The organism is Peribacillus sp. TH27 (assembly GCF_016650915.1).
Classification (GTDB): domain Bacteria; phylum Bacillota; class Bacilli; order Bacillales; family DSM-1321; genus Peribacillus; species Peribacillus butanolivorans.
This window is the reverse complement of sequence record NZ_JAEKEV010000002.1, coordinates 5,599,008-5,619,033: the sequence shown is the minus strand read 5'-3', so window position 1 is coordinate 5,619,033 and position 20,026 is coordinate 5,599,008. Positions and strand designations below refer to the sequence as shown.

The following is a 20,026-nucleotide window of genomic DNA, read 5'->3' as shown; positions in this document are numbered from 1 at the left end:
TAAATAGAGATTGGAACGATATATTGGATCTATAATAAAGAATGGAATATTGAATGAGGGAGAGTTGGGATGAGATTTTTATACATGTTCGTTTAATAATGTAGGAGCTGAATTATTCAATGAGGCGTTTAGACACGAACTCCAGAAATGGTCAAATCAGTCCTATAAAGTCTGAACAAGAATGAAACGTTAAGAACTCATCATGTCTGGTAGCCTTTTGGTTCGATAGTTTTAGTCGTGGTCTCTTTATTGCAAGGCGAATACGTCCCTTCCCTTTATTAATGAAAGAAGCCATTTCAATGTTTATTTACATTATTGCATTGTAACAGGTGTAAACTATACAGAAGAATACATAGGTAGATTTCATACTCAAAAACATATTGCTTTTATTAAAAGACCTTTCTCGTAGGTATTCTATGTACCTACGAGTTTTTCATTAGTTATTAAAACAAATCTGTAATATCAACTTCTGCCTTCTACCGCAATTAAGAAACATTCTGCTGTTGTTCCACGTAACCTTGTTTTTTCGCCGTAGACATCTTATTGATTGTAAAATAAATCCCTGCAATCCATCCAATGACAATAACTGCATAAATATAGATGTGTGCATCGTCTGGAACCCATGTAGATAAAAGGGTTCTTACATTAATTAAAATGATGAAACCACCTACTAAAACCCCCATTAATTGAGCAGGAAGCATACGAACAAGCCAGGCCGCAATCGGTGCGGCAATTACTCCACCGATAATCAGTGCTCCAACCCAAAGCCAATTAACCGCTTCCCATCCAAGAGAAATGATAAAACCAAGGCTACCAAAAAAAGCAATCGCAAACTCACTAGTATCAACTGTCCCGACAGCTTTCCTCGCAGTCATTCCTTTTTTGGACAATAGAACAGGCGTCGCTATCGGTCCCCATCCCCCTCCACCTGTTGCATCACAAAACCCTGCAAAAAGTCCTAGCGGGATAGATTGTTTCGCTGTTAATGGCTTTACGGTTTCATTTTCCTTAGACGGCTTGAAAATAAATAGAAAACGAAACAAAACGTATACTCCTAGGCCAAATAGAAAGATAGCAATATACGGTTTTGCTAATTCAGCTGGCAAATTGCTCAGAAAACATGCACCCACAAATGCTCCAACAGAACCTGGAATAATCAAACGATAGACCATATTCTTATCTACGTTCCCAAACTTGATATGAGATGCTCCAGAAACAGCTGTAGTTACTACTTCAGATAAGTGAACAGATGCTGATGCTACTGCAGGTACGATCCCGAATGTCAACAATAAGGAAGTTGAACTTACTCCATACCCCATTCCAAGTGAACCATCTATTAATTGGGCTAATAACCCGATAAAGGCTAAAACGATTAACTTTTTCATGACTTCCCCCTTTTTTTTACTTAGATAGAACCTAAATTACCCTCGACCCGACCTACATACAATTCTCTAGTAAATAGAACATTCAAAATTTATTTTCAGACACAAAGAGGCACCTAACCAAAATAATTGTTTCATTTTGATTAGGTGCCTTCAGTTTTTCTGATCAGCCCAATGATTTATATTCAGTTTCTACTGGCAAAAGCCTAGCTAAAAAACGATATCTTTCTTTAAGGGAATATTTATAAATATCCTCAATTGAATCTTTTAGTAACTGAGATTTTTCATCTTTTGATAATGAACTCTTTTTTATATGCATCCTTACTTCGAAAAGAAATTCAAGGTATTCTTCATATGACTCATCATAAACTTCCTGTAAATCATTTCGGATTTTTTTAGCGAGTTTTGGACTTGCCCCATTGGTAGAAACGCTAATTGTGAGCTTACCTCTATTCAATGTAGCTGGTATATGAAAGTTGCCCAGCTCTTGATTACTAATAACGTTAACAAGTTGGCTATGAGATGTGTTCTTATAGACTTGCTCGTTAATTTCTGAGGAGTTTGTTGCAGCTATGATTAAAAAAGCATCTTTATAGTCAGTTTCTTCTACTTCTTTAAGTAAAACATGGATTTTCCCTTCCTCTTGTAGCTTCTGGAAACCTTCGCATATTTCAGGACTTACAACAGTTACTTCAGCACCTGCTTCTAGTAAGGGGCCCGCTTTAAAGTAAGCTATTTTACCACCGCCGATAATGATACACTTTCTATTCTCAATATTAAGAGTAATTGGATACATAAGCACCCTCCTCAGACACTTCGTGAATTCGTTCTGATAATGCTTTTTCTATCTTCGGATGATAACCGAGATAACGGCAGAGAACAAAATTCTGTTTGCCTTTTTTCTGGATCTTTTTAATAGCTGTTTGGATGGATTGCATTAAAATACCGGTAAATAAAAGGTAAGGAATAATAAAAATTTGATCTGATTGGGAATCTTCAGCCATTTCCAATGCTTCTGCAAAAGTTGGTGAAGCAGCAGTCAGATAACAATCTTGTACTTGGCTTTTTGGTAACCTGCGCTTAAGTAAACCCGCTAATTGGCTTAAATCTCGTTTCACGTCGGGATCACTGCTGCCCCTTCCAACTAATAAAACTAGTGAATTCTCCGTTACCTTTTCGTTTGTCTCTTTCAATCTTTCTACTAAAATGTCAACCATTTTATCACTGACCCCTATGGGTCTTCCGTACTTCAACTCTACCTCTGGATACTGTTTTTTCATTTTACATAGAATTACTGGAATATCATATTTTGCATGTGCAGCAGTTAACAGAAGAACTGGAATAGCAATGATTTTCGTCGCTCCGCGTTGCACACATCGATCATAGGCATCTTCTATCGTAGGACTTTGTAATTCTAAAAAGCAATACTCCTGAATTGTGTTAGATTGTCCTTCCATGCATACATGAATAAAATCAATCGCTTGGGCAGATGCTTCTTTGACACGGCTTCCATGGCAAATATATAATATAGCTTCCATTAAAAGGCCTCATTTGCCAACAAATTTTCCGCTTGTTTTTGTTCAAACCATTTGATCTTCTCTCGTAAATTGACCACATCTCCTACAACTATCATGCAAGGATTGGAAATTTGCTCACTTTTGGCTGTTTCTACTACATTATCTAATGTACTGACAGCTGTCTTTTGTGTTTTTAACGTTCCCCAATGAATAAGAGCTACTGGAGTATTGGGATTTTTTCCATGCTCCAAAAGTTTCCCTTGAATATACGGTAGATTCTTCACTCCCATGTATATAGCTAATGTATCAATACCATTTGCAAGAGATCCCCACTTGATATTATCATCTTCGTCTTTTTTCCGATGGCCGGTAACAATGGCAAATGAAGAAGCATGATCTCGATGGGTCACTGGAATTCCAGCATAAGCTGTGGCAGCAATTCCAGCCGTAATGCCTGGCACAATTTCAAAACTTACGCCATTTTTTGCAAGGGCTTCAGCTTCCTCTCCGCCTCTTCCAAAAACAAAGGGATCGCCACCTTTTAATCGCGTAACAATTTTCCCCTTTTTTGCATATTTAACTAGAAATCGATTGATTGTATCTTGCTGCAACAAATGATAATCCGGCAGTTTACCGCAATTAATCAATTCGACTCCTTCTTTTGCATAATTCAACAGTTCTTTATTGACAAGACGGTCATATAAAATGACATCGGCTTCTTGAATGCACTTTAATCCTTTTATTGTAATTAAATCTGGATCTCCAGGACCGGCTCCTACTAGATATACTTTCCCCATTATGCAACCTGCCTTCCCTTAGAGAATTGTTTCGAATTCCGATAATACGTAACCTGTTCCATAATTAATTTTTCTTTTTTCGTATAATGATATATCATCCACTTCAGGCATTTTCAAAAAACGCTTTTCCAGCTCGATATCAACGAGCTGGAAGGCCTTTTCATCCGAATCTGCGGCGATGATGACATGAATTAGTTCTTCTTTAATAGTGACTTCAAAACGGTATAGATTCATATTCTTCTTACCTTCCGCTATTTAAACAGCAACCTCTGTTAAAATATTATCAAGTTTACTTTGTAATTCTGATTTTCCTACTCGCTCTACAAAATCCAAGAAAGTTTCAGACAATAGCTTTGTTTCTTTGAAAAACAGGATAAGCTCTTTTAATACGTCATAAAGCTTTTCAGCTTCCACTTTCCCTTTTAATTTTTCATTGAACTTCCCACCAGCATTAAGTGTTCCGCCTACGTATATTTCAAAAGCCTCGACCATTTTTTTGTCTTGGTTTTTCATTTTGATACCTTGCAACCCGATTTCAGCAATAGCTCGTTGACCACAGTTATTAGGGCAACCCACCATATGCATTCTTACCGGTACATCTAAATCAATTTCTTTATCCAGTTTTTCAGCAATAGTTTTCATCCGGTTTTTTGTTTCAACAAGTGCCAGGTTGCAATACTCAATGCCTGTGCAAGAAACGGAATATCCAATGAATTTTTTTGGTTGATATGGAAATCTTTCAAAAATTGATTCTTGTTTTAATTCTTCAAGTTTTGCATCCGGAACATTAGGAATAATTAGATTTTGCGAATTACAGTTGCGGATTTCACCATTTCCGTATTTTTTAGAAAGTTCAGCAAACTCAATAACTTCGTCTGGAGTTAAACGGCCAACTGGGATATTGACTCCAACATAGTTAAGTCCTTCTTGTTTTTGTTTATGGATACCATAGAAATAGCCAGCATTCCATTCCTTCAATGCACTTTCTCCCTTTTCTGGAAGTGGACCGGTGTATTCAAGCAATTTTTCCTTAAATTGCTCTGGACCCCAATCAGCAACAAGGAATTTCAAACGAGAGCGATGACGCTTTTCACGGTAACCGAAGTCACGGAAAATCGTTGTGATGGCGGCTGCCACTTCCACTGTTTTCTCCGGTAAAATGAATAAATCAAGTTCTTCTGCTAGCATAGGAACGGAGGATAATCCACCCCCTACTTTAACGTGAAAACCAACTTCTGTCTTTCCATCAATAACCTTCGTAGCTGGATTAAATGAAACGCAGTTAATTTCAGCATTGGCAGCATTATGAACATTAGCACTGACTGACATTTTATATTTCCTTGGAAGGTTTGAAAAATCTTCGTTAAGTCGGAAATACTCAAATACATTATAAAGGACGTCACGTGTATCAAAAAGTTCGTCAGGATCGATTCCAGCTAATGCATTTCCGATTATATTCCGTGTAATATCACCACATGCACCAGCAGTAGTCATCCCAACCTGTTCTAGACGGTTCAAAATATCAGGGACTTGTTCAATAGTCAACCAGTGAAACTGAATAGCTTGGCGAGTTGTGATGTCATAAACATCTCTACCGTAATCTTTCGCAATATTAGCAAGTGTGATTTGTTGGTCATAAGTAAGGATACCACCAGGAATAACGACACGCATCATCCAATAGCCCGCTTCTTTTGGTCGTTGCAAGTATAGACCTGCCCACTTGAACATATCCCACTTTTCTTTAGGAATGGATTCAAATCCATTTGCTGCATAATGAGGAATATCGTCAAAGATCTTCAAACCATCTTTTTCTAATTTCCAGACTTCAGTTTTGTTTTTAGCAATTACCGGATTTTCAGACCAAAACTTCTCATATACCACTACTTTTTCCTCCTCGATTAAATCGCTCTCTTAGTTGTCAAATAGTTGATTACCTGTTCGACGCACTCTTCAACACTATATTGGTTGGATTCTAAAACGATTTCCGGCTGTTCAGGTTCTTCATATGGAGAGTCAATCCCAGTAAAGTCTTTAATGATTCCCTTACGTGCCTTATCGTAAAGACCTTTTGGATCACGCACTTCACATTCTTCAATCGGACATTTTATGTAGACCTCAATAAACTCGCCTTCTTCAAGCAAATCGCGTACAATTTGACGGTCTGCTCGAAAAGGGGAAATAAATGCCGTTAATACGAACTGCCCGCTATCCACAAAAAGCTTGGAAACTTCACCGATCCGCCTAATATTCTCAGTCCGATCCTCTTCAGAAAAACCCAAATCTTTATTTAAGCCATGACGAATATTATCTCCATCCAAGACATAACTTCGAATATTTCGGTTATACAACTCTTTAGCGACTGCATTTGCAATCGTTGATTTTCCGGAGCCTGAGAGTCCTGTGAACCATAGAACTGTACTCTCATGTCCGTTTTGCTTACGACGGAGTTCCTTAGTCAAAGACGCTTCATGCCAAGTTACATTCGTGCTATTACTCATTATTATCCCCCTCTTACTACTTACATATATTTGAAACTAGTTTAGTTAAATACTTCATTCTTTTTCAGGCCTTCGATTAACACTTCGATGACTTCTTTACGACTGAAGGTAGCTGGTGGAATTTCACCATTACGCAACATTTCCCTAACCTTCGTTCCGGATAAGATAACATGATCTTCTTTACCATGCGGACATGTTTTAGCAGAAGCCATATTTCCACATGTTTTACAATAAAAGCTATGTTCAAAGAATAATAGCGTGATTCCTAACTCGTCAGGTTTGAAATTACCAAAGATTTTTTGTGCATCATAAGTGCCGTAATAATCGCCCACACCGGCATGGTCACGGCCAACAATAAAGTGGGTGCATCCGTAATTTTTACGAACCATGGCATGGAAAATGGCTTCTCTTGGCCCTGCATAACGCATGGCAGCAGGGAAAACTGCTAGGGAGACACGATCCTTAGGATAATATTTCTCTAGTAGTACTTTATAACTCTCCATCCGTACATCAGCTGGTATGTCATCTGATTTAGTAGCACCTACTAGCGGATTTAAAAATAAACCGTCTACAATCTCCAATGCAGTTTTTTGAATGTATTCATGTGCACGGTGAACAGGATTTCTTGTTTGGAATCCAACAACTGTTTTCCAGCCTTTTTCAGCAAAAGTTTTTCTTGTGTCAACAGGATCCAAATAATGATCTTGGAATAGTGGACGTTCGATTCGTTTAACTAATTTAATATCCCCGCCGACATATACTTCACCACGGTTATACAAATTTTTCACACCAGGATGTTTCTCATCATCCGTTTGATAAACTAATGTGGCTTCCAATTGTTTATCAGGTCTGAAGATATCAGAAATAATGAGAACTCCGTATGTTTCTCCTTCATGATTCAACTTTACTTCTTCTCCTAGAGTAAGAGCTTTTGCTACTTCATCAGTAATCGGCAAAGTAATCGGGATGCTCCAAACATGGCCGCTGCTAAGCCTCATATCCTTAACCACTGCTTGATAGTCATCTTTTGTAAAGAATCCTTTAATAGGACTATAGGCCCCAGTACCTATTAATTCCAGGTCACTTAAAGCAATCTCATCAATTTCGATTGAGTTGTTTATTTTAGTAATATCATAGTCTGGTTCCCAACGATTGATCAACGTTCCTCCGTGCGGTAAGCTAACTGTCATACTAATTTCCCCCTAAATTTTCTATTTATTAAGATAAATGTAATCCGCATTCTGTTTTTTGCGCGCCCTGCCAACGTCCTGAGCGTAAATCATCGGCATTGATAGCAGGTGCCGTACATGTTTTACAGCCAATACTAGGATATCCATTATCGTGAAGAACATTATATGGAAGTCCATTTTTATGGGCATAGCGCCATACATCTTTCCATGTCCAATGAATAAGCGGGCATATTTTAATTGATTTAAACTTATTATCTTGATTAATATATTCCGTTAATGCTCTTGTTTCAGATTGCTCCCTGCGTAGTCCCGAGAGCCAAGCAGTTGCCGTTGAAAGTACCTCAGTAAGCGGCGCGATCTTACGTATGCTGCAACATTTATTTGAATCACGGAGCCATAACTCATCTCCATATTCAGTTGCTTGTTCCTCGAGCGTCAATGCCGGCTTTTTCATTTCAATTGAAAGCTGCGGATAGCGCTTTTTAACTTGTTCAATTAATTTGTAAGTCTCTTCAAAATGAACATCCGTATCCAGAAAAACAATTTTGGCTGAAGGATTGACCTTTGCCAATAAATCCGTAAGTACTATTCCTTCAATGCCGAAACTACATGCATAAATGAGTTTGTTACCATATTGGGAATTTGCCCACTCAAGAACTTCTAAAGCACCTTTTGTCTCACTGTCCTCAGGAAATGCAGGCAAAATCTCTGTGTCGAAATTTTCATAGTTTACTAATGCAGACAATCTTAAAGCCCCCTCTAAAAACTTGCTAAATGTTTCACAGAATAGAGTAACTTGCGATTAATACTCGCTGTTGTTTTTTAACGCTTAAAAGACCCTAGAAAAAAGAGACGAATTTAACTAATACTCTCTTTTATATCAGTTAAATCCACCTCTAGTTTTCTAGTCAGCAGATACCTTATTTAATTCTCAGCTTTTCATTTCTTTCCATTTGAATAATTTTACCATCCTGGACGATAAGTGTTATGGATCCATATTTCATCGACTTAAGCATTTCTTGTAGGCGTTCAAATATTTCCTCCAGCTGATTCTCTTTTTCCAAGCCAGTTCCTCCTTTAAGAAAATCCGAGACTAGCTTATCGTATAGCTGACCCGTTTATAAAATGCATTTTCTTAAATTTATATATTCCAAAACATCTTACAATGCTATGGTTTGCAAACGAATTTTACAGAAATAAAAACCCTTCCATGATGGAAAGATTTTCAAGGTAATATTTTTTACCTTATCTTCCAAAATGATCAACATTTTGTTGGATGTAGCACCTTGCATCCATCATGCAGGTTGCTGGACTTCAAAGGGCCAATTCCCTCCGTCGCTCTGGATAAGTTTTATTATTTTAAATATTAACATATATTTATTCCTTGTCAATGGAGTTTTCTTATAAAATAACTTGGATTAATAAAATGGGTGAACTGTTATTATTATACACACTTTTCCTTGAACGGATATTGTATAAGTTAAATATGAAAATAGACTCATTTTCAAGAGAAACTCTTAAAAAAAATGAGTCTATTTCATTACTTACCTCTTTTTACAATTGTTTAAGGCCTAATTGTTAAGGTTAATTAGTTTTAATGATTGTACATAAATAATCTTTAATCTCATGAAAATAAAAATAGTTCAAAACCTTAAGCCTTTACTTTTAGTCTATTAACAGCATTTAATTATTTCTTAATTGAATCGCTTCAACAAATTCTTGCACCTGACTTTGCACACGATCAACTAATTCGCCATCTTTAATTGGGCTTTCTGGATTCTGCTTATCTATTTCCTTATCTACAAAATATAAGCCCTGCAACGGCTCACCTTTTAAAATTGAAATTAAAGGTTTAAGTGCGTAATCAATCGCCAATAAATGCCTGTTACTTCCACCAATCATAATTGGCAGAACAGGCTTATTTTTAAATGCACCCTCAGGTAGCAAATCAATCAAAGCTTTTAACACGCCTGTGTAAGATGCCTTATATACTGGTGAACCAATAATGATACCTCTAGCTTCCTGAATTTTTTCTGAAAGCTTTATTATATCTTCACTATTATACCGGCCTTGGAATAGATCATCTGCGGAAAAATCCGTTATAGAGTAATAAGCAGTGGTAAACCCCACTTGTTCAACTAGTGATCGAACATGTTTTAAAGAGATGTCAGTTCTTGATGGACTCGCTGGACTGCCCGATAAAATTACGATTTCGCTCATATAAATTTCCTCCTATTATTTTCTTATCTGCGTTAAGACTTGCTGATTCAATAAAAATCACTCAATCACATAAATCGGATAAGAACCCTGCCTAGGTAAAGTCATGTATCATATAATCATCGTAATATTCAGAAAAATAAAAGTCAAGTGTTTAACTCGGGATTAATGTGAATAACCTATTCAGAAACTTTCATCAGTTATCCCCCTCTATTTTTCCTGAAATTTAAAACTGTTTCTTCCTTGACCTTTTAATTTTTGCATCTCCAAAATAACAGGTATAGTTCCATTCTTCGGATTACACTAGTTTGCACAATGTATCGTCAAGTCTAGAGGTACAAGCTTGAATAACTAATACTAATAGTAGATAAAGCAACGGTCATATTTGCGGCTTGTTGACTCATACGCCTTAAATATGACCGTTTATTTATGTATTATTGCTTTTTCCATGAATCCCATATACTAAAAGCTGAGCAATACTCTTTATTCCTTCCTCAGTAAAATACGGTTCCGTTTTCTGTTGATGAATCTCATAATGGGTCGATAAAGCTAATGTAAAAGAAATAATTCCTACATTAAATAAGATAATATCGGAAATATAGTGAATCTCTCCAGTATCAATTCTCTTCTGAAGTTCAATAAGCTTAGCATTTGGCTTGAAGATTTGCTCAACATATTGTTTAGAAATTTCTTGATCGTATTGAGTTTCTCGAAATAATATCGAATACTGTTCTTTATTTTCAAGAATTTTTTTATCAATGTGATAACGTGATTCTCTACAAGCTCATCCGTAGAAAGGTGGCTAGTCTCAACTTCCGCATCTTCTTTTTCACTAGGAGTAATCGTAGCCAAAAGCAAATCTTTTTTGCTGTCAAAGTATTTGTAAATCGTAGCTTCGGAAACATTACAGGCAGAAGCGATTTCATTCGTTCTGGTCATGTCAAAACCTTTACTGGCAAAAAGAGTCCGGGCTACATTAATGATCCGTTCTTTTGTTTGCTGCCCTTTTTTCAAAAATATCAACCTTCTTTTATAAAAGATAAGACCGGCTTGTCCGATCTATTTTCCATAATAGCCTGATGATACCAATCGGTCAATATAACCTTTGGTCTATGAGACTTGCATTAGTCATATAAGACATAAAAAGAAAACATCGTCGGATTAAGACGCTGTTTTCCTTTTCAAAATTATTTAAAAGATGCATAGCCATCATCAACCATAACAATACTGCCATTAATCGCATCAGCTTCATCTAATGATAGTAGATAAACAGCATTCGCAATTGCTTCCGGCTTAATTAATTTGCCGCGCATTTGGCTTGCATTCAATTTATCGATGATTCCCATATCTTTATATCCTTGGATAATTGGAGTATCCACACCGCCTGGTGCGATACCTACTACTCGTATTCCATAAGCACCCAATTCCAAAGCCGCTGTTTGTGTCATCATTCTTACAGCGCCTTTAGAAGCCTGGTATGCGAAAGTCCCATGTGAAGCTAAATAGCCAAACACCGAAGCAGTATTTATAATAACTCCCTTACTTCCTAGTTCCTTCATTTTACGTCCGGCTGCCATGATGCCAAAAGCCACACCGTGTTGGTTTACTCCGATCGTTTTAAAGTACCCTTCCATATTTTGTTCAAGAATCATGCCACCCGCACCTATGCCAGCGTTATTGAACATAATATCAATTCTTCCATAAACATCTACAGCGATATTGACCAATGCTTCCACATCTTCTTGCTTTGAAACATCAGTTTTAACAAAAATAGCTTCTCCGCCTTCTGCCTTAATCAGTTCAACAGTTTCTTCTGCCATGGCCTCGTTAAAATCCGCAACAACGACTTTGTCCCCTTTTTTTGCAAATTTTAGACATGTTGCACGGCCTATTCCACTTGCTCCACCTGTAATAACTGCCACTCTTGCTGTCATATAAATTCCCCTTTCAACGCTCAAAATAAATAAGTAAGTATTTACTCACTTTTATTATAGATTTATTGAATAATAATTTCAAGCGAAATGATGTTTTTTTAAAGTTCCCTTTATATCTTATTGCATACAAAAAGCTGCCCTATTAAAATAGGACAGCTCATTAATATTTAGCACATTTTTACTTCAACTTTACTGATAGATTCTTTCACCATTTCGATGAAGAGTTGTATAAAACGATTATCCCCTGTTAATTCTGGATGAAAAGCACTAACCAGGACATGTTCTTGTCTCGCAGCAACAACATGATCTTCATAAAGAGCTAATACCTCTACGTCTTCACCAATTTCTTCCGCGAATGGTGCCCGGATGAAGACAGTTGTAAATGGTTCTTCCATTCCTTTGATCGAGAGTTGTGCTTCAAAACTATCCCGCTGACGTCCAAATCCGTTCCTTTTCACGGAAATGTCCATTAATCCAAGATAAGCCTCTTCATCCCCAGTCAATTTCTTTGCGGCCAATACCATTCCCGCACATGTACCGAAGACAGGTTTTTTTAGTTCAAAAAAGGTTTTGATGGGTTCCATAAATCCGTAACGATCCATGAGCTTTCTCATCGTAGTGCTTTCTCCGCCTGGAATAATTAAGCCATCAATTTCTTTTAACTGTTCAGGTTTTTTAACAATTATAGCTTGTTCACCTGCAGCTTTAATTTGATTTAAATGTTCTTCAACAGCACCCTGTAAACCCAAAACACCGATGGTTATCATATTACCAGCCACGTTCCTGCATCCGTTCTGATGGAGCAAGCTTAGAAATATCAATACCTTTCATTGCACTGCCTAACTCTTTTGACAGCCGGCCAATCAATTCATAATCAGTATAATATGTAGTCGCTTGAACGATTGCAGTTGCAAATTTTTCAGGATTCTCTGATTTAAATATACCTGAACCCACAAATACGCCATCTGCGCCCAGTTCCATCATCAGTGCTGCATCTGCTGGAGTAGCAATTCCACCTGCTGCAAAGTTAACTACAGGCAATTTACCTGTCCGCTTAATTTCTCTTAGAATCTCATAAGGAGCACCTAAGATTTTTGCTTCTGTCATTAATTCATCGTCACTCATTACGCTCACTTTACGAATTTGGGACAAAACCTTTCTCATATGTCGAACAGCTTCCACAATATTTCCTGTTCCAGGTTCTCCTTTTGTACGAAGCATCGATGCTCCTTCACCAATCCTGCGTGCAGCTTCGCCTAAGTCACGGCATCCACATACAAAAGGTACTGTGAAATCGCTTTTTAACAAATGATATTCTTCATCAGCAGGCGTCAGCACTTCGCTTTCGTCAATATAATCAACACCCATTGATTCCAGAATCCTTGCTTCAACAATGTGACCAATCCTTGCTTTAGCCATGACCGGAATAGAAACAGCATTCAATACTTCCTCAACGATACGAGGATCTGCCATTCTTGCTACACCACCAGCTGCACGAATATCAGAAGGTACCCTTTCTAAAGCCATGACAGCAACAGCACCCGCTGCTTCGGCGATTTTTGCTTGTTCAGCATTAATGACGTCCATAATTACGCCACCCTTTTGCATCTGTGCCATTCCTCTTTTTACTGTGTCAGTTCCTAATAATTTTTCCATTACTTTTCCTCCTAATATTTGCATTTTTTAGATTTGTTAATTAGTATAAAAAATAGATGACCGTATTGAAAGTGTCAGTTTTCAATAATTTAATGGGGTCAGTTCCTAATAATTTTCCCTCTACTTTCCCCCTAATATTTGCATTTTTTAGATTTGTTAATTAGTATAAAAAATAGATGACCGTATTGAAAGTATCAGTTTTCAATAATTTAATGGGGTCAGTTCCTAATAATTTTCCCTCTACTTCCCCCTAATATTTGCATTTTTTAGATTTGTTAATTAGTATAAAAAATAGATGACCGTATTGAAAGTATCAGTTTTCAATAATTTAATGGGGTCAGATACGAATTATTTAAAAAAGGCGGAAGCAAAATGAATATGTTAACCTGTAACTTAAATCGTATGAGTGAAGAACCATTATACGAACAATTATATTCGCATATTAAAAAAGAGATAATTGATGGACGTCTTCTCTTTGGAACGAAGCTGCCATCGAAGCGAAAATTAGCGGAGTTTCTGCAGATTAGTCAAAATACAGTCGAGACTGCCTATGAACAATTAACTGCTGAAGGATACGTTGAAGTTATTCCCAGAAAGGGATACTACATACAAACATTTGAGGATTTAGAGTATACTCAAACTGACAATGTTCCCTTAGAACAGAATGATAATAAAGTAAGGGAATTGCTCTATCATTTTCACCCAAGCCAAATTGATACTGAGAACTTTCCATTTGAAAAATGGCGAAAGTATATTAAAAATAAAATCGATGAATCTCATCAAGACCTTCTTTTACTGGGAGATTCTCAAGGTGAATATGAATTACGTTGTGAAATTGCCCACTATCTATATCATGCTCGTGGGGTCCAATGTGTCCCTGAACAGATTATCATTGGTGCGGGACTGGAAATTTTACTACAGCAGCTTGTTCTTCTTTTTGATAAAACCACCATATACGGAGTCGAAGATCCCGGTTATCACTTGATTTATCGTATTTTACGTAGCTATCCAAATGATGTATATCCATTAGAAGTTGATGAAGAAGGGGTGAAGGTCAACCCTATTGAGCAGTCTTCAATTGATGTAGTTTATGTAACCCCTTCCCATCACTTCCCCTATGGAACAATTCTGTCTGTTAACAGACGTACACGATTGTTGAATTGGGCCCAAGGGGCAGCAAATAGATATATTATCGAAGACGATTATGATAGTGAATTTCGTTATAGTGGAAAAACGATTCCTTCTTTACAAAGTATGGATGTTGGAGAAAAAGTGATTTACTTAGGATCGTTTTCCAAATCATTGATGCCTTCGATTCGTATCAGTTATATGGTTCTTCCAGCTCCGTTATTACAGAGGTATCAAGAGGAATTATCTTTCTACCATTCAACCGTATCAAGGATTGACCAACATGTTTTAACAGAGTTTATGAGGGAGGGAGATTTTGAAAAACATTTAAATCGTATGAGGAAAGTTTACCGCCGTAAATTAGAAAAAGTGATTGATTTGATTAAACCCTATCATCAACAAATATCAATCATTGGTGAACGATCAGGACTGCATATTGTTCTCACCGTGAAAAATGGGATGGATGAACAAACACTAATTCAAAAAGCGGCTGATGACGACATTAAAATATACGGACTTTCCACTTATTCCATTGAGAAAATAGATGAACATCCTCCTAAAATTATATTAGGCTTTGCAGGGATACCTGAAGCAGAATTAGAAAAAGCTATTCATCTTTTATTGAACTCCTGGGGGTTTTAAAAAGAAAAAGGAAGTTCACAAATGTAAACTTCCTTTTTCTTTTTTAACTTTTAGTTAAATATTCTTCCATCATGACCTTTGGTACCATACTGCCACCTGTAGCCCAAATAATATGTGTGGACTGTTTCATTTTTTCTTGAAGTTTTTGATCCTTGAGATATTGTTTTCCCTCTTCGCTACTGAACAATTGAACTGGTCCATATACTCCTGCGAGGGCAGACGGCTCTAAATAATATCCTTCTGTCTCAGCCAACTCTCGAAGCAAGTCAAATAATCTTTTGTCCTGTATTGTATAGCTGCCGCTTACTATTCAGATGACCTTCCGACCGCTAGTCCATCTGCTTCCGTTTTGTTATCAATTCCAAAATCCTGTACCGAGACTTTGTCATGAAGTTCCGTTGCCAATCCAAGCAACATACACGGCGAATGTGTTGGCTCTGCAAAAAAGCAATGGACATCGTCTTCGAAGGCCAATTTTAGCCCATATGTTATACCGCCGGGGCCACCACCTACTCCGCATGGTAAGTAAACAAATAAAGGATGATCTTCGTCAACCGGGATCGACATTCCTTTTAATTGATTTTTCAGACGTGTTGCAGCTGTCGCATAGCCTAGCAACAAATCTTTTGAATTTTCATCATCAATAAAATGGCAATTTGGGTCAAGAGATGCTTCTTTTCGCCCTTCTTCGACGGCTTTACTGTAATCGTCTTCATATTCCTTTACAATGACACCAAGGTTTCTTAGTTTATCTTTTTTCCACTGCTTGGCATCTGCCGACATATGTACAGTAACCTTAAATCCAAGCGATTGAAATGCCCTGATTGCTTCCATAATTGGGATTCAACCAAAAAACTTCATCTGTCTTTATAAGTTTTTTTATTAAAGGATATTTCTCTTTCCACTCTATCAAAGATAAACCTGCGATTTTTTGTTTCTCCATAGCATTTCCCTCCTAGTCATATGTAACAATATTTATCATCTACTATAACTTAGCAAATTGCTATGTACGAATACAGTACTCTTTTACTAGGACAATTTTGGTTTAAAATGTAAGATTCACTTTTAATCCCCTTCGCACACTATTAATAAACCAAACTTCCTCAGCATTATGAAGATCAGCCTTTGTTATTAATTTTTCTTTTATTTCTTTCTTCCTTAATAGCTCCTGACGGAAAGTCCCTGCAAGCAATCCTGATTCTACTGGAGGGGTGAACAGATCTCCATTTATCTTTACTACTACATTTCCGTTCGTGAACTCTGTAATATATCCTTGTTCATTCCAAAGTAAAACGTCATAGAACTCAGGGTGCCTAGTTTGAAATTTTTCATAAACTTCCCGGTTAGTCGTCTTATGATAGAGAAATGGATTTTCAGTTGATATTGGACTTTCGGCTATGATAGCTGAAATTTCTGCTTCCATTGTCTTGATTATTTGTCCTGAAACTTCAAAATCTCCATTTTCAAAAAGCAGAACCCGTACTTTTTGCATCGAATCATAATGTGAATCTGCATATTTTTGGAGCTTATTTCTAAGTTCTGTTTCAGAAAACGGATAGTCAAAGTATCCAGCTGACTGCATCATTCTATCAATATGCTCATCCAATAAAAAATACTGGCCATCTTCAAGCTTAATCGACTCTAACAGCTGATAGGTAGGTCTTTCCTCTGACAATAATTTAGCTTTTAAAAAGGCTTCGTCATACTCCTCAAGTAAGACAGAATCCCAGGTTATTCCCCCTCCTACCCCATATTCAGCTTTTCCTGTTTCCTTTTCGATAACAACCGTCCGAATAGGTACATTGAAAACTGCTTCACATTCCGGGGTAATAAAGCCGATTGCACCGCAATACACTTCACGTGGAGAATTCTCAAGTTCAGTGATAATTTTCATCGTTTTGATTTTCGGTGCTCCTGTTATCGATCCACAGGGAAAAAGCGCCTTGAATATATCAATAATCGTTGTTTTTGGTTTCGTTTTAGCTGTGATGGTTGATGTCATTTGCCACACAGTCGGGTACTTTTCAATTTCCTTAAGTTTCGGTACCTGAACGCTCCCTTGTTCAGCAATCATTCCTAGGTCATTCCTGAGCAAATCAACAATCATTAAATTCTCAGCCTGATTTTTTTCAGAACATGCTAACCAGTCCGCATTTGCCTGATCCGTTTTCACGGTAATCCCACGCTTGACTGTCCCTTTCATTGGACGAGTAATTAGCTGACCATCCACCCAGCGGAAAAATAACTCGGGAGAAGCCGACAGAATTCGATGTGTCCCGATATTCAAAAAAGCACTATAGTTCGATCGTTGTGCTCTCTTTAGCCGATCATAGAAAGCAAAGTCGTCCCCCTCGAACATAGATTGCAATCGCATCGTATAATTCACTTGATAGGTATTGCCTTTCTCGATTTCAGCTTTTATCGTTTGAAACCCAGAATGATATGTATGGGAATCCGTTTCTGATTCCCAATCATTTAATTGAAATGAACCAGTTATTTTTCCCGGGAACTCTTCCGGTTTCTCAAAGATACCGAACCACAATAACGGCATTTTTGCTCCTTCTTTTACTTTAAAAGACTTTTCAAAAGCAGGCGCCGCTTCATAAGATACATAGCCTGCTGCATAATATCCCTGCTCGATTGCTGCCTGGACCTTTTGGAATTGAGGGAGGACATCCTGTAAAGAATGGGCGATAAAAACTTCTTTCGGTTCCGTAAAATATAACGGTTTTTTAACATCTTGTTTATCTGTGAAGTGAAATAATAGTGATAAAGGTTCTTCCTGTTTCATGCTTCTCTCCTTACTTTATTTATAAGATTCTAAGTAATTAGATATGGTATGTAATTGAAAATGAGCTTGCAGACACATAATCTGCAAGCTCATTCACATTTACACTTATTTCATTCCAGTAACTTCTGCAATGATTTCATAGGAACGAAGGCGTGCGTTATGATCATAAATGGCAGAGTTAATAATCATTTCATCCGCCTGAGTCTCATCTAAAAAGGTCTGTAATTGTTCTTCAACTTCTTTCGGGTTTCCGACAATAGAAGCGTTCAGTTGTTTCATGACAATGGCTTTTTCATATTCTGTCCAAATACCTTCCATCGTATCAACTGGCGGAGCCATTTGTCCAGGTGTATTTCGAATCAAGTTTAAAAATTGCTGCTGATAAGAGGTAGCAATTCTTTGTGCTTCTTCAGTAGTATCCGCTGCAAATACATTGACACCGACCATCACATACGGCTTATCTAAAACTTCTGATGGCTGAAAATTATTACGATAACGTGCTAAAGCCGGTTGAGTATTTTCAGGTGAAAAATGGCTTGCAAATGAGAATGGTAATCCCAGCTGTGCTGATAGTGCCGCACTGAAGCCGCTTGAACCAAGCAGCCAAATCGGGATATCTTGCCCTTCACCAGGAATAGCACGGACTCGATTATGTTTTGAATCAGCATCTAAATAGCTGCGGAGTTGCGCTAACTGCTCAGGAAAATCTTGGCCATTATTACGGACATCGCCACGGAGAGCCATTGCAGTATATTGGTCACTTCCTGGAGCACGACCTAATCCTAAATCTATTCTACCAGGATACATAGCTTCTAACGTTCCAAATTGTTCTGCGATGACGAGTGGTGCATGATTTGGAAGCATTATGCCCCCAGAACCCACACGTATTTTTTCTGTCCTTCCAGCAACATAACCGATTAACACAGAAGTCGCAGAGCTAGCGATTCCAGGCATGCTATGGTGTTCTGCTACCCAGAAACGGTTATAATTCCATTTCTCCACATGCTGAGCTAAATCTACTGTATTTTTAAAGGCTGCTGATACTGTACCACCCTCGACAATAGAAGCTAGGTCCAGTACGGAAAAAGAAATGTCTCTAAGTTTTTTTGCAGGCTGATCAGCATTCATATCTTCAACTTCTTTCAATTATGATTAATTGGACGCAAAGTCATCATATAGAAAATGCAGATAAATTGCACACAAAATGCTCTACCTGATTATTTGAGCAGAAGTTCCTTAGCAATCAAACGATACGACTTCAGACGGTCCTCCAACTTATGAGTTATAGTAATAAGCATGATTTCATCTGCTTGATATTTCTCCTGTAACTCCAAGAGCTGGTGCTTTACTTTTGAAGGTGTGCCCATAATCATTTTTTTATCCATCTTTCCCTTCAGTTCTTTTTCTTTTGCATTCCATGCATACTCCCTCGCCTCTTCTATACTTGGGACCATTTTTCTTTCCCCAAAGCCACTTTGGATTTTCCAGAGTGTATTGCTTAGTGCTATCTCTTTCGCTTGTTCCTCGGTTTCGGCACAAAGGGCCGATACCGTTAATATTGTTTTAGGCGCATTCAGGATCCCTTTTGCTTGAAAATTTTCACGATAATACTGAAGACTCTTAATCCCATCATTGTCGCTCATGAATTCACCGAATGCGTAAGAAACCCCATTTTCCGCCGCGAGTTTTGCACTTTTTTCACTTGTTCCAAGTACCCATGGTACAGGTGGAATTTTTGGGATTGGTGCAGCAGAAGTATTTTCAAAAAGGTGATCTTTTGGAAATTTCTCTCGAAGAAAATACAATAGTTCCTTTACGAGGTCAGGCATTTTGTATACATTTTGCAGATAATTATCGGATAATGCCATAGTCGCTTCTGCCGATCCTCCTGGAGCACGTCCTATGCCGATATCAATTCGGCCCGGAAAAAGTGTTGCAAGCATATTATAGGTCTCTGCAACGCGATATGGCTTGTAATGCGGAAGCAACACAGCCCCTGCTCCAATTCGAATGTTTTTTGTTTGCGCACCAATATAGCTTATCAACACCTCCGGAGCTGAACAGGCTAATCCTGGTAAATCATGATGTTCCGTAAACCAAACCCTGCTATAGCCAAGTCTATCTCCCTCTTGTGCGAGTAAAAGTGAATCGTTCAATGCCTGCTGCGCGGTTTGACCGGATGCGATTGGTGATTGATCTAAAATGCTTAGCTTCATTAGGGTTCCCTTCTTCCCATTTCTCTCTTAGTTATATAATCGTAAAACATTGAATATA

20 protein-coding genes, 1 pseudogene and 1 riboswitch are annotated in these 20,026 nt (G+C 37.7%); of the genes and pseudogenes, 1 reads left to right on the top strand and 20 read right to left on the bottom strand.

Annotated elements, in window-relative coordinates:
- Positions 1–485: 485 nt before the first annotated feature.
- From JFU24_RS28445 to pdxS, 15 genes are all read right to left on the bottom strand, one after another.
- Positions 486–1,385 carry a sulfite exporter TauE/SafE family protein gene (locus JFU24_RS28445; protein WP_201185132.1) on the bottom strand — a complete coding sequence of 300 codons (900 nt, stop codon included), beginning with the start codon at positions 1,383–1,385 and terminating at the stop codon, positions 486–488.
- Between the two features lie 163 nt (positions 1,386–1,548).
- Complete coding sequence (locus JFU24_RS28440) at positions 1,549–2,178, bottom strand: NAD(P)-binding protein (RefSeq protein WP_201185134.1); 630 nt, start codon at positions 2,176–2,178, stop codon at positions 1,549–1,551.
- A complete protein-coding gene (locus JFU24_RS28435; protein ID WP_201185136.1) occupies positions 2,159–2,920 on the bottom strand; it encodes a sirohydrochlorin chelatase in 762 nt (253 codons plus the stop codon). The genes JFU24_RS28440 and JFU24_RS28435 overlap by 20 nt, the downstream gene beginning before the upstream one ends.
- A complete protein-coding gene (gene cobA / locus JFU24_RS28430) occupies positions 2,920–3,696 on the bottom strand; it encodes a uroporphyrinogen-III C-methyltransferase (protein ID WP_201185138.1) in 777 nt (258 codons plus the stop codon). The genes JFU24_RS28435 and cobA overlap by 1 nt, the downstream gene beginning before the upstream one ends.
- Positions 3,697–3,714: 18 nt before the next feature.
- A complete protein-coding gene (locus JFU24_RS28425) occupies positions 3,715–3,930 on the bottom strand; it encodes a DUF3906 family protein (protein WP_201224221.1) in 216 nt (71 codons plus the stop codon).
- 21 nt (positions 3,931–3,951) lie between these two features.
- Positions 3,952–5,577 carry a nitrite/sulfite reductase gene (locus JFU24_RS28420; protein WP_201185140.1) on the bottom strand — a complete coding sequence of 542 codons (1,626 nt, stop codon included), beginning with the start codon at positions 5,575–5,577 and terminating at the stop codon, positions 3,952–3,954.
- Between the two features lie 17 nt (positions 5,578–5,594).
- Entirely contained in the window at positions 5,595–6,194 is a 600-nt protein-coding gene (gene cysC / locus JFU24_RS28415) for an adenylyl-sulfate kinase (protein WP_201185142.1), read from the bottom strand.
- Positions 6,195–6,235: 41 nt separating this feature from the next.
- A complete protein-coding gene (gene sat, locus JFU24_RS28410; RefSeq protein ID WP_201250814.1) occupies positions 6,236–7,384 on the bottom strand; it encodes a sulfate adenylyltransferase in 1,149 nt (382 codons plus the stop codon).
- A gap of 28 nt (positions 7,385–7,412) precedes the next feature.
- Positions 7,413–8,090 carry a phosphoadenylyl-sulfate reductase gene (locus tag JFU24_RS28405; RefSeq protein WP_309559283.1) on the bottom strand — a complete coding sequence of 226 codons (678 nt, stop codon included), beginning with the start codon at positions 8,088–8,090 and terminating at the stop codon, positions 7,413–7,415.
- Positions 8,091–8,304: 214 nt separating this feature from the next.
- Positions 8,305–8,448, bottom strand: a complete 144-nt coding sequence (locus JFU24_RS28400; protein WP_082527691.1) for a YezD family protein — start codon at positions 8,446–8,448, stop codon at positions 8,305–8,307.
- A gap of 178 nt (positions 8,449–8,626) precedes the next feature.
- A riboswitch (SAM riboswitch) is annotated at positions 8,627–8,735 on the bottom strand.
- Positions 8,736–9,067: 332 nt separating this feature from the next.
- Positions 9,068–9,604 (bottom strand): NADPH-dependent FMN reductase, encoded by a 537-nt coding sequence (ssuE, locus tag JFU24_RS28395; protein WP_201185148.1) that lies wholly within the window; start codon positions 9,602–9,604, stop codon positions 9,068–9,070.
- A 567-nt stretch (positions 9,605–10,171) separates the two neighbouring features.
- Positions 10,172–10,615: a TetR/AcrR family transcriptional regulator gene (locus JFU24_RS28390; protein WP_201250813.1), complete on the bottom strand. Its 444-nt coding sequence runs from the start codon at positions 10,613–10,615 to the stop codon at positions 10,172–10,174.
- A gap of 173 nt (positions 10,616–10,788) precedes the next feature.
- Positions 10,789–11,535, bottom strand: coding sequence for an SDR family NAD(P)-dependent oxidoreductase (locus JFU24_RS28385; RefSeq protein ID WP_201250812.1), 747 nt, complete (start codon positions 11,533–11,535; stop codon positions 10,789–10,791).
- Between the two features lie 167 nt (positions 11,536–11,702).
- The gene (pdxT, locus tag JFU24_RS28380; protein WP_053346360.1) at positions 11,703–12,302 is read right to left on the bottom strand and encodes a pyridoxal 5'-phosphate synthase glutaminase subunit PdxT; all 600 of its coding nucleotides are present in this window, start codon (positions 12,300–12,302) and stop codon (positions 11,703–11,705) included.
- 1 nt (position 12,303) lies between these two features.
- Entirely contained in the window at positions 12,304–13,191 is an 888-nt protein-coding gene (gene pdxS / locus JFU24_RS28375) for a pyridoxal 5'-phosphate synthase lyase subunit PdxS (protein WP_053346361.1), read from the bottom strand.
- Between the two features lie 372 nt (positions 13,192–13,563).
- Here pdxS and pdxR point away from each other — a divergent pair, with 372 nt between their 5' ends.
- The gene (pdxR, locus tag JFU24_RS28370; protein ID WP_201185153.1) at positions 13,564–14,961 is read left to right on the top strand and encodes a MocR-like pyridoxine biosynthesis transcription factor PdxR; all 1,398 of its coding nucleotides are present in this window, start codon (positions 13,564–13,566) and stop codon (positions 14,959–14,961) included.
- Positions 14,962–15,004: 43 nt separating this feature from the next.
- On the opposite strand, the pseudogene JFU24_RS28365 reads toward pdxR, so the two are convergent.
- The 5 genes and pseudogenes from JFU24_RS28365 to JFU24_RS28345 all read right to left on the bottom strand — a co-directional run.
- Positions 15,005–15,771: pseudogene (locus JFU24_RS28365) on the bottom strand (D-serine ammonia-lyase); the annotation flags it as partial.
- Positions 15,758–15,904, bottom strand: coding sequence for a hypothetical protein (locus JFU24_RS28360; protein ID WP_201224211.1), 147 nt, complete (start codon positions 15,902–15,904; stop codon positions 15,758–15,760). The gene JFU24_RS28360 and the pseudogene JFU24_RS28365, both read right to left, overlap by 14 nt.
- Positions 15,905–16,006: 102 nt before the next feature.
- A complete protein-coding gene (gene pabB / locus JFU24_RS28355) occupies positions 16,007–17,752 on the bottom strand; it encodes an aminodeoxychorismate synthase component I (RefSeq protein WP_201224209.1) in 1,746 nt (581 codons plus the stop codon).
- 105 nt (positions 17,753–17,857) lie between these two features.
- The gene (locus tag JFU24_RS28350; RefSeq protein WP_201187887.1) at positions 17,858–18,880 is read right to left on the bottom strand and encodes an LLM class flavin-dependent oxidoreductase; all 1,023 of its coding nucleotides are present in this window, start codon (positions 18,878–18,880) and stop codon (positions 17,858–17,860) included.
- Positions 18,881–18,969: 89 nt separating this feature from the next.
- Positions 18,970–19,968, bottom strand: coding sequence for an LLM class flavin-dependent oxidoreductase (locus JFU24_RS28345; RefSeq protein ID WP_201250811.1), 999 nt, complete (start codon positions 19,966–19,968; stop codon positions 18,970–18,972).
- Positions 19,969–20,026 lie beyond the last annotated feature (58 nt).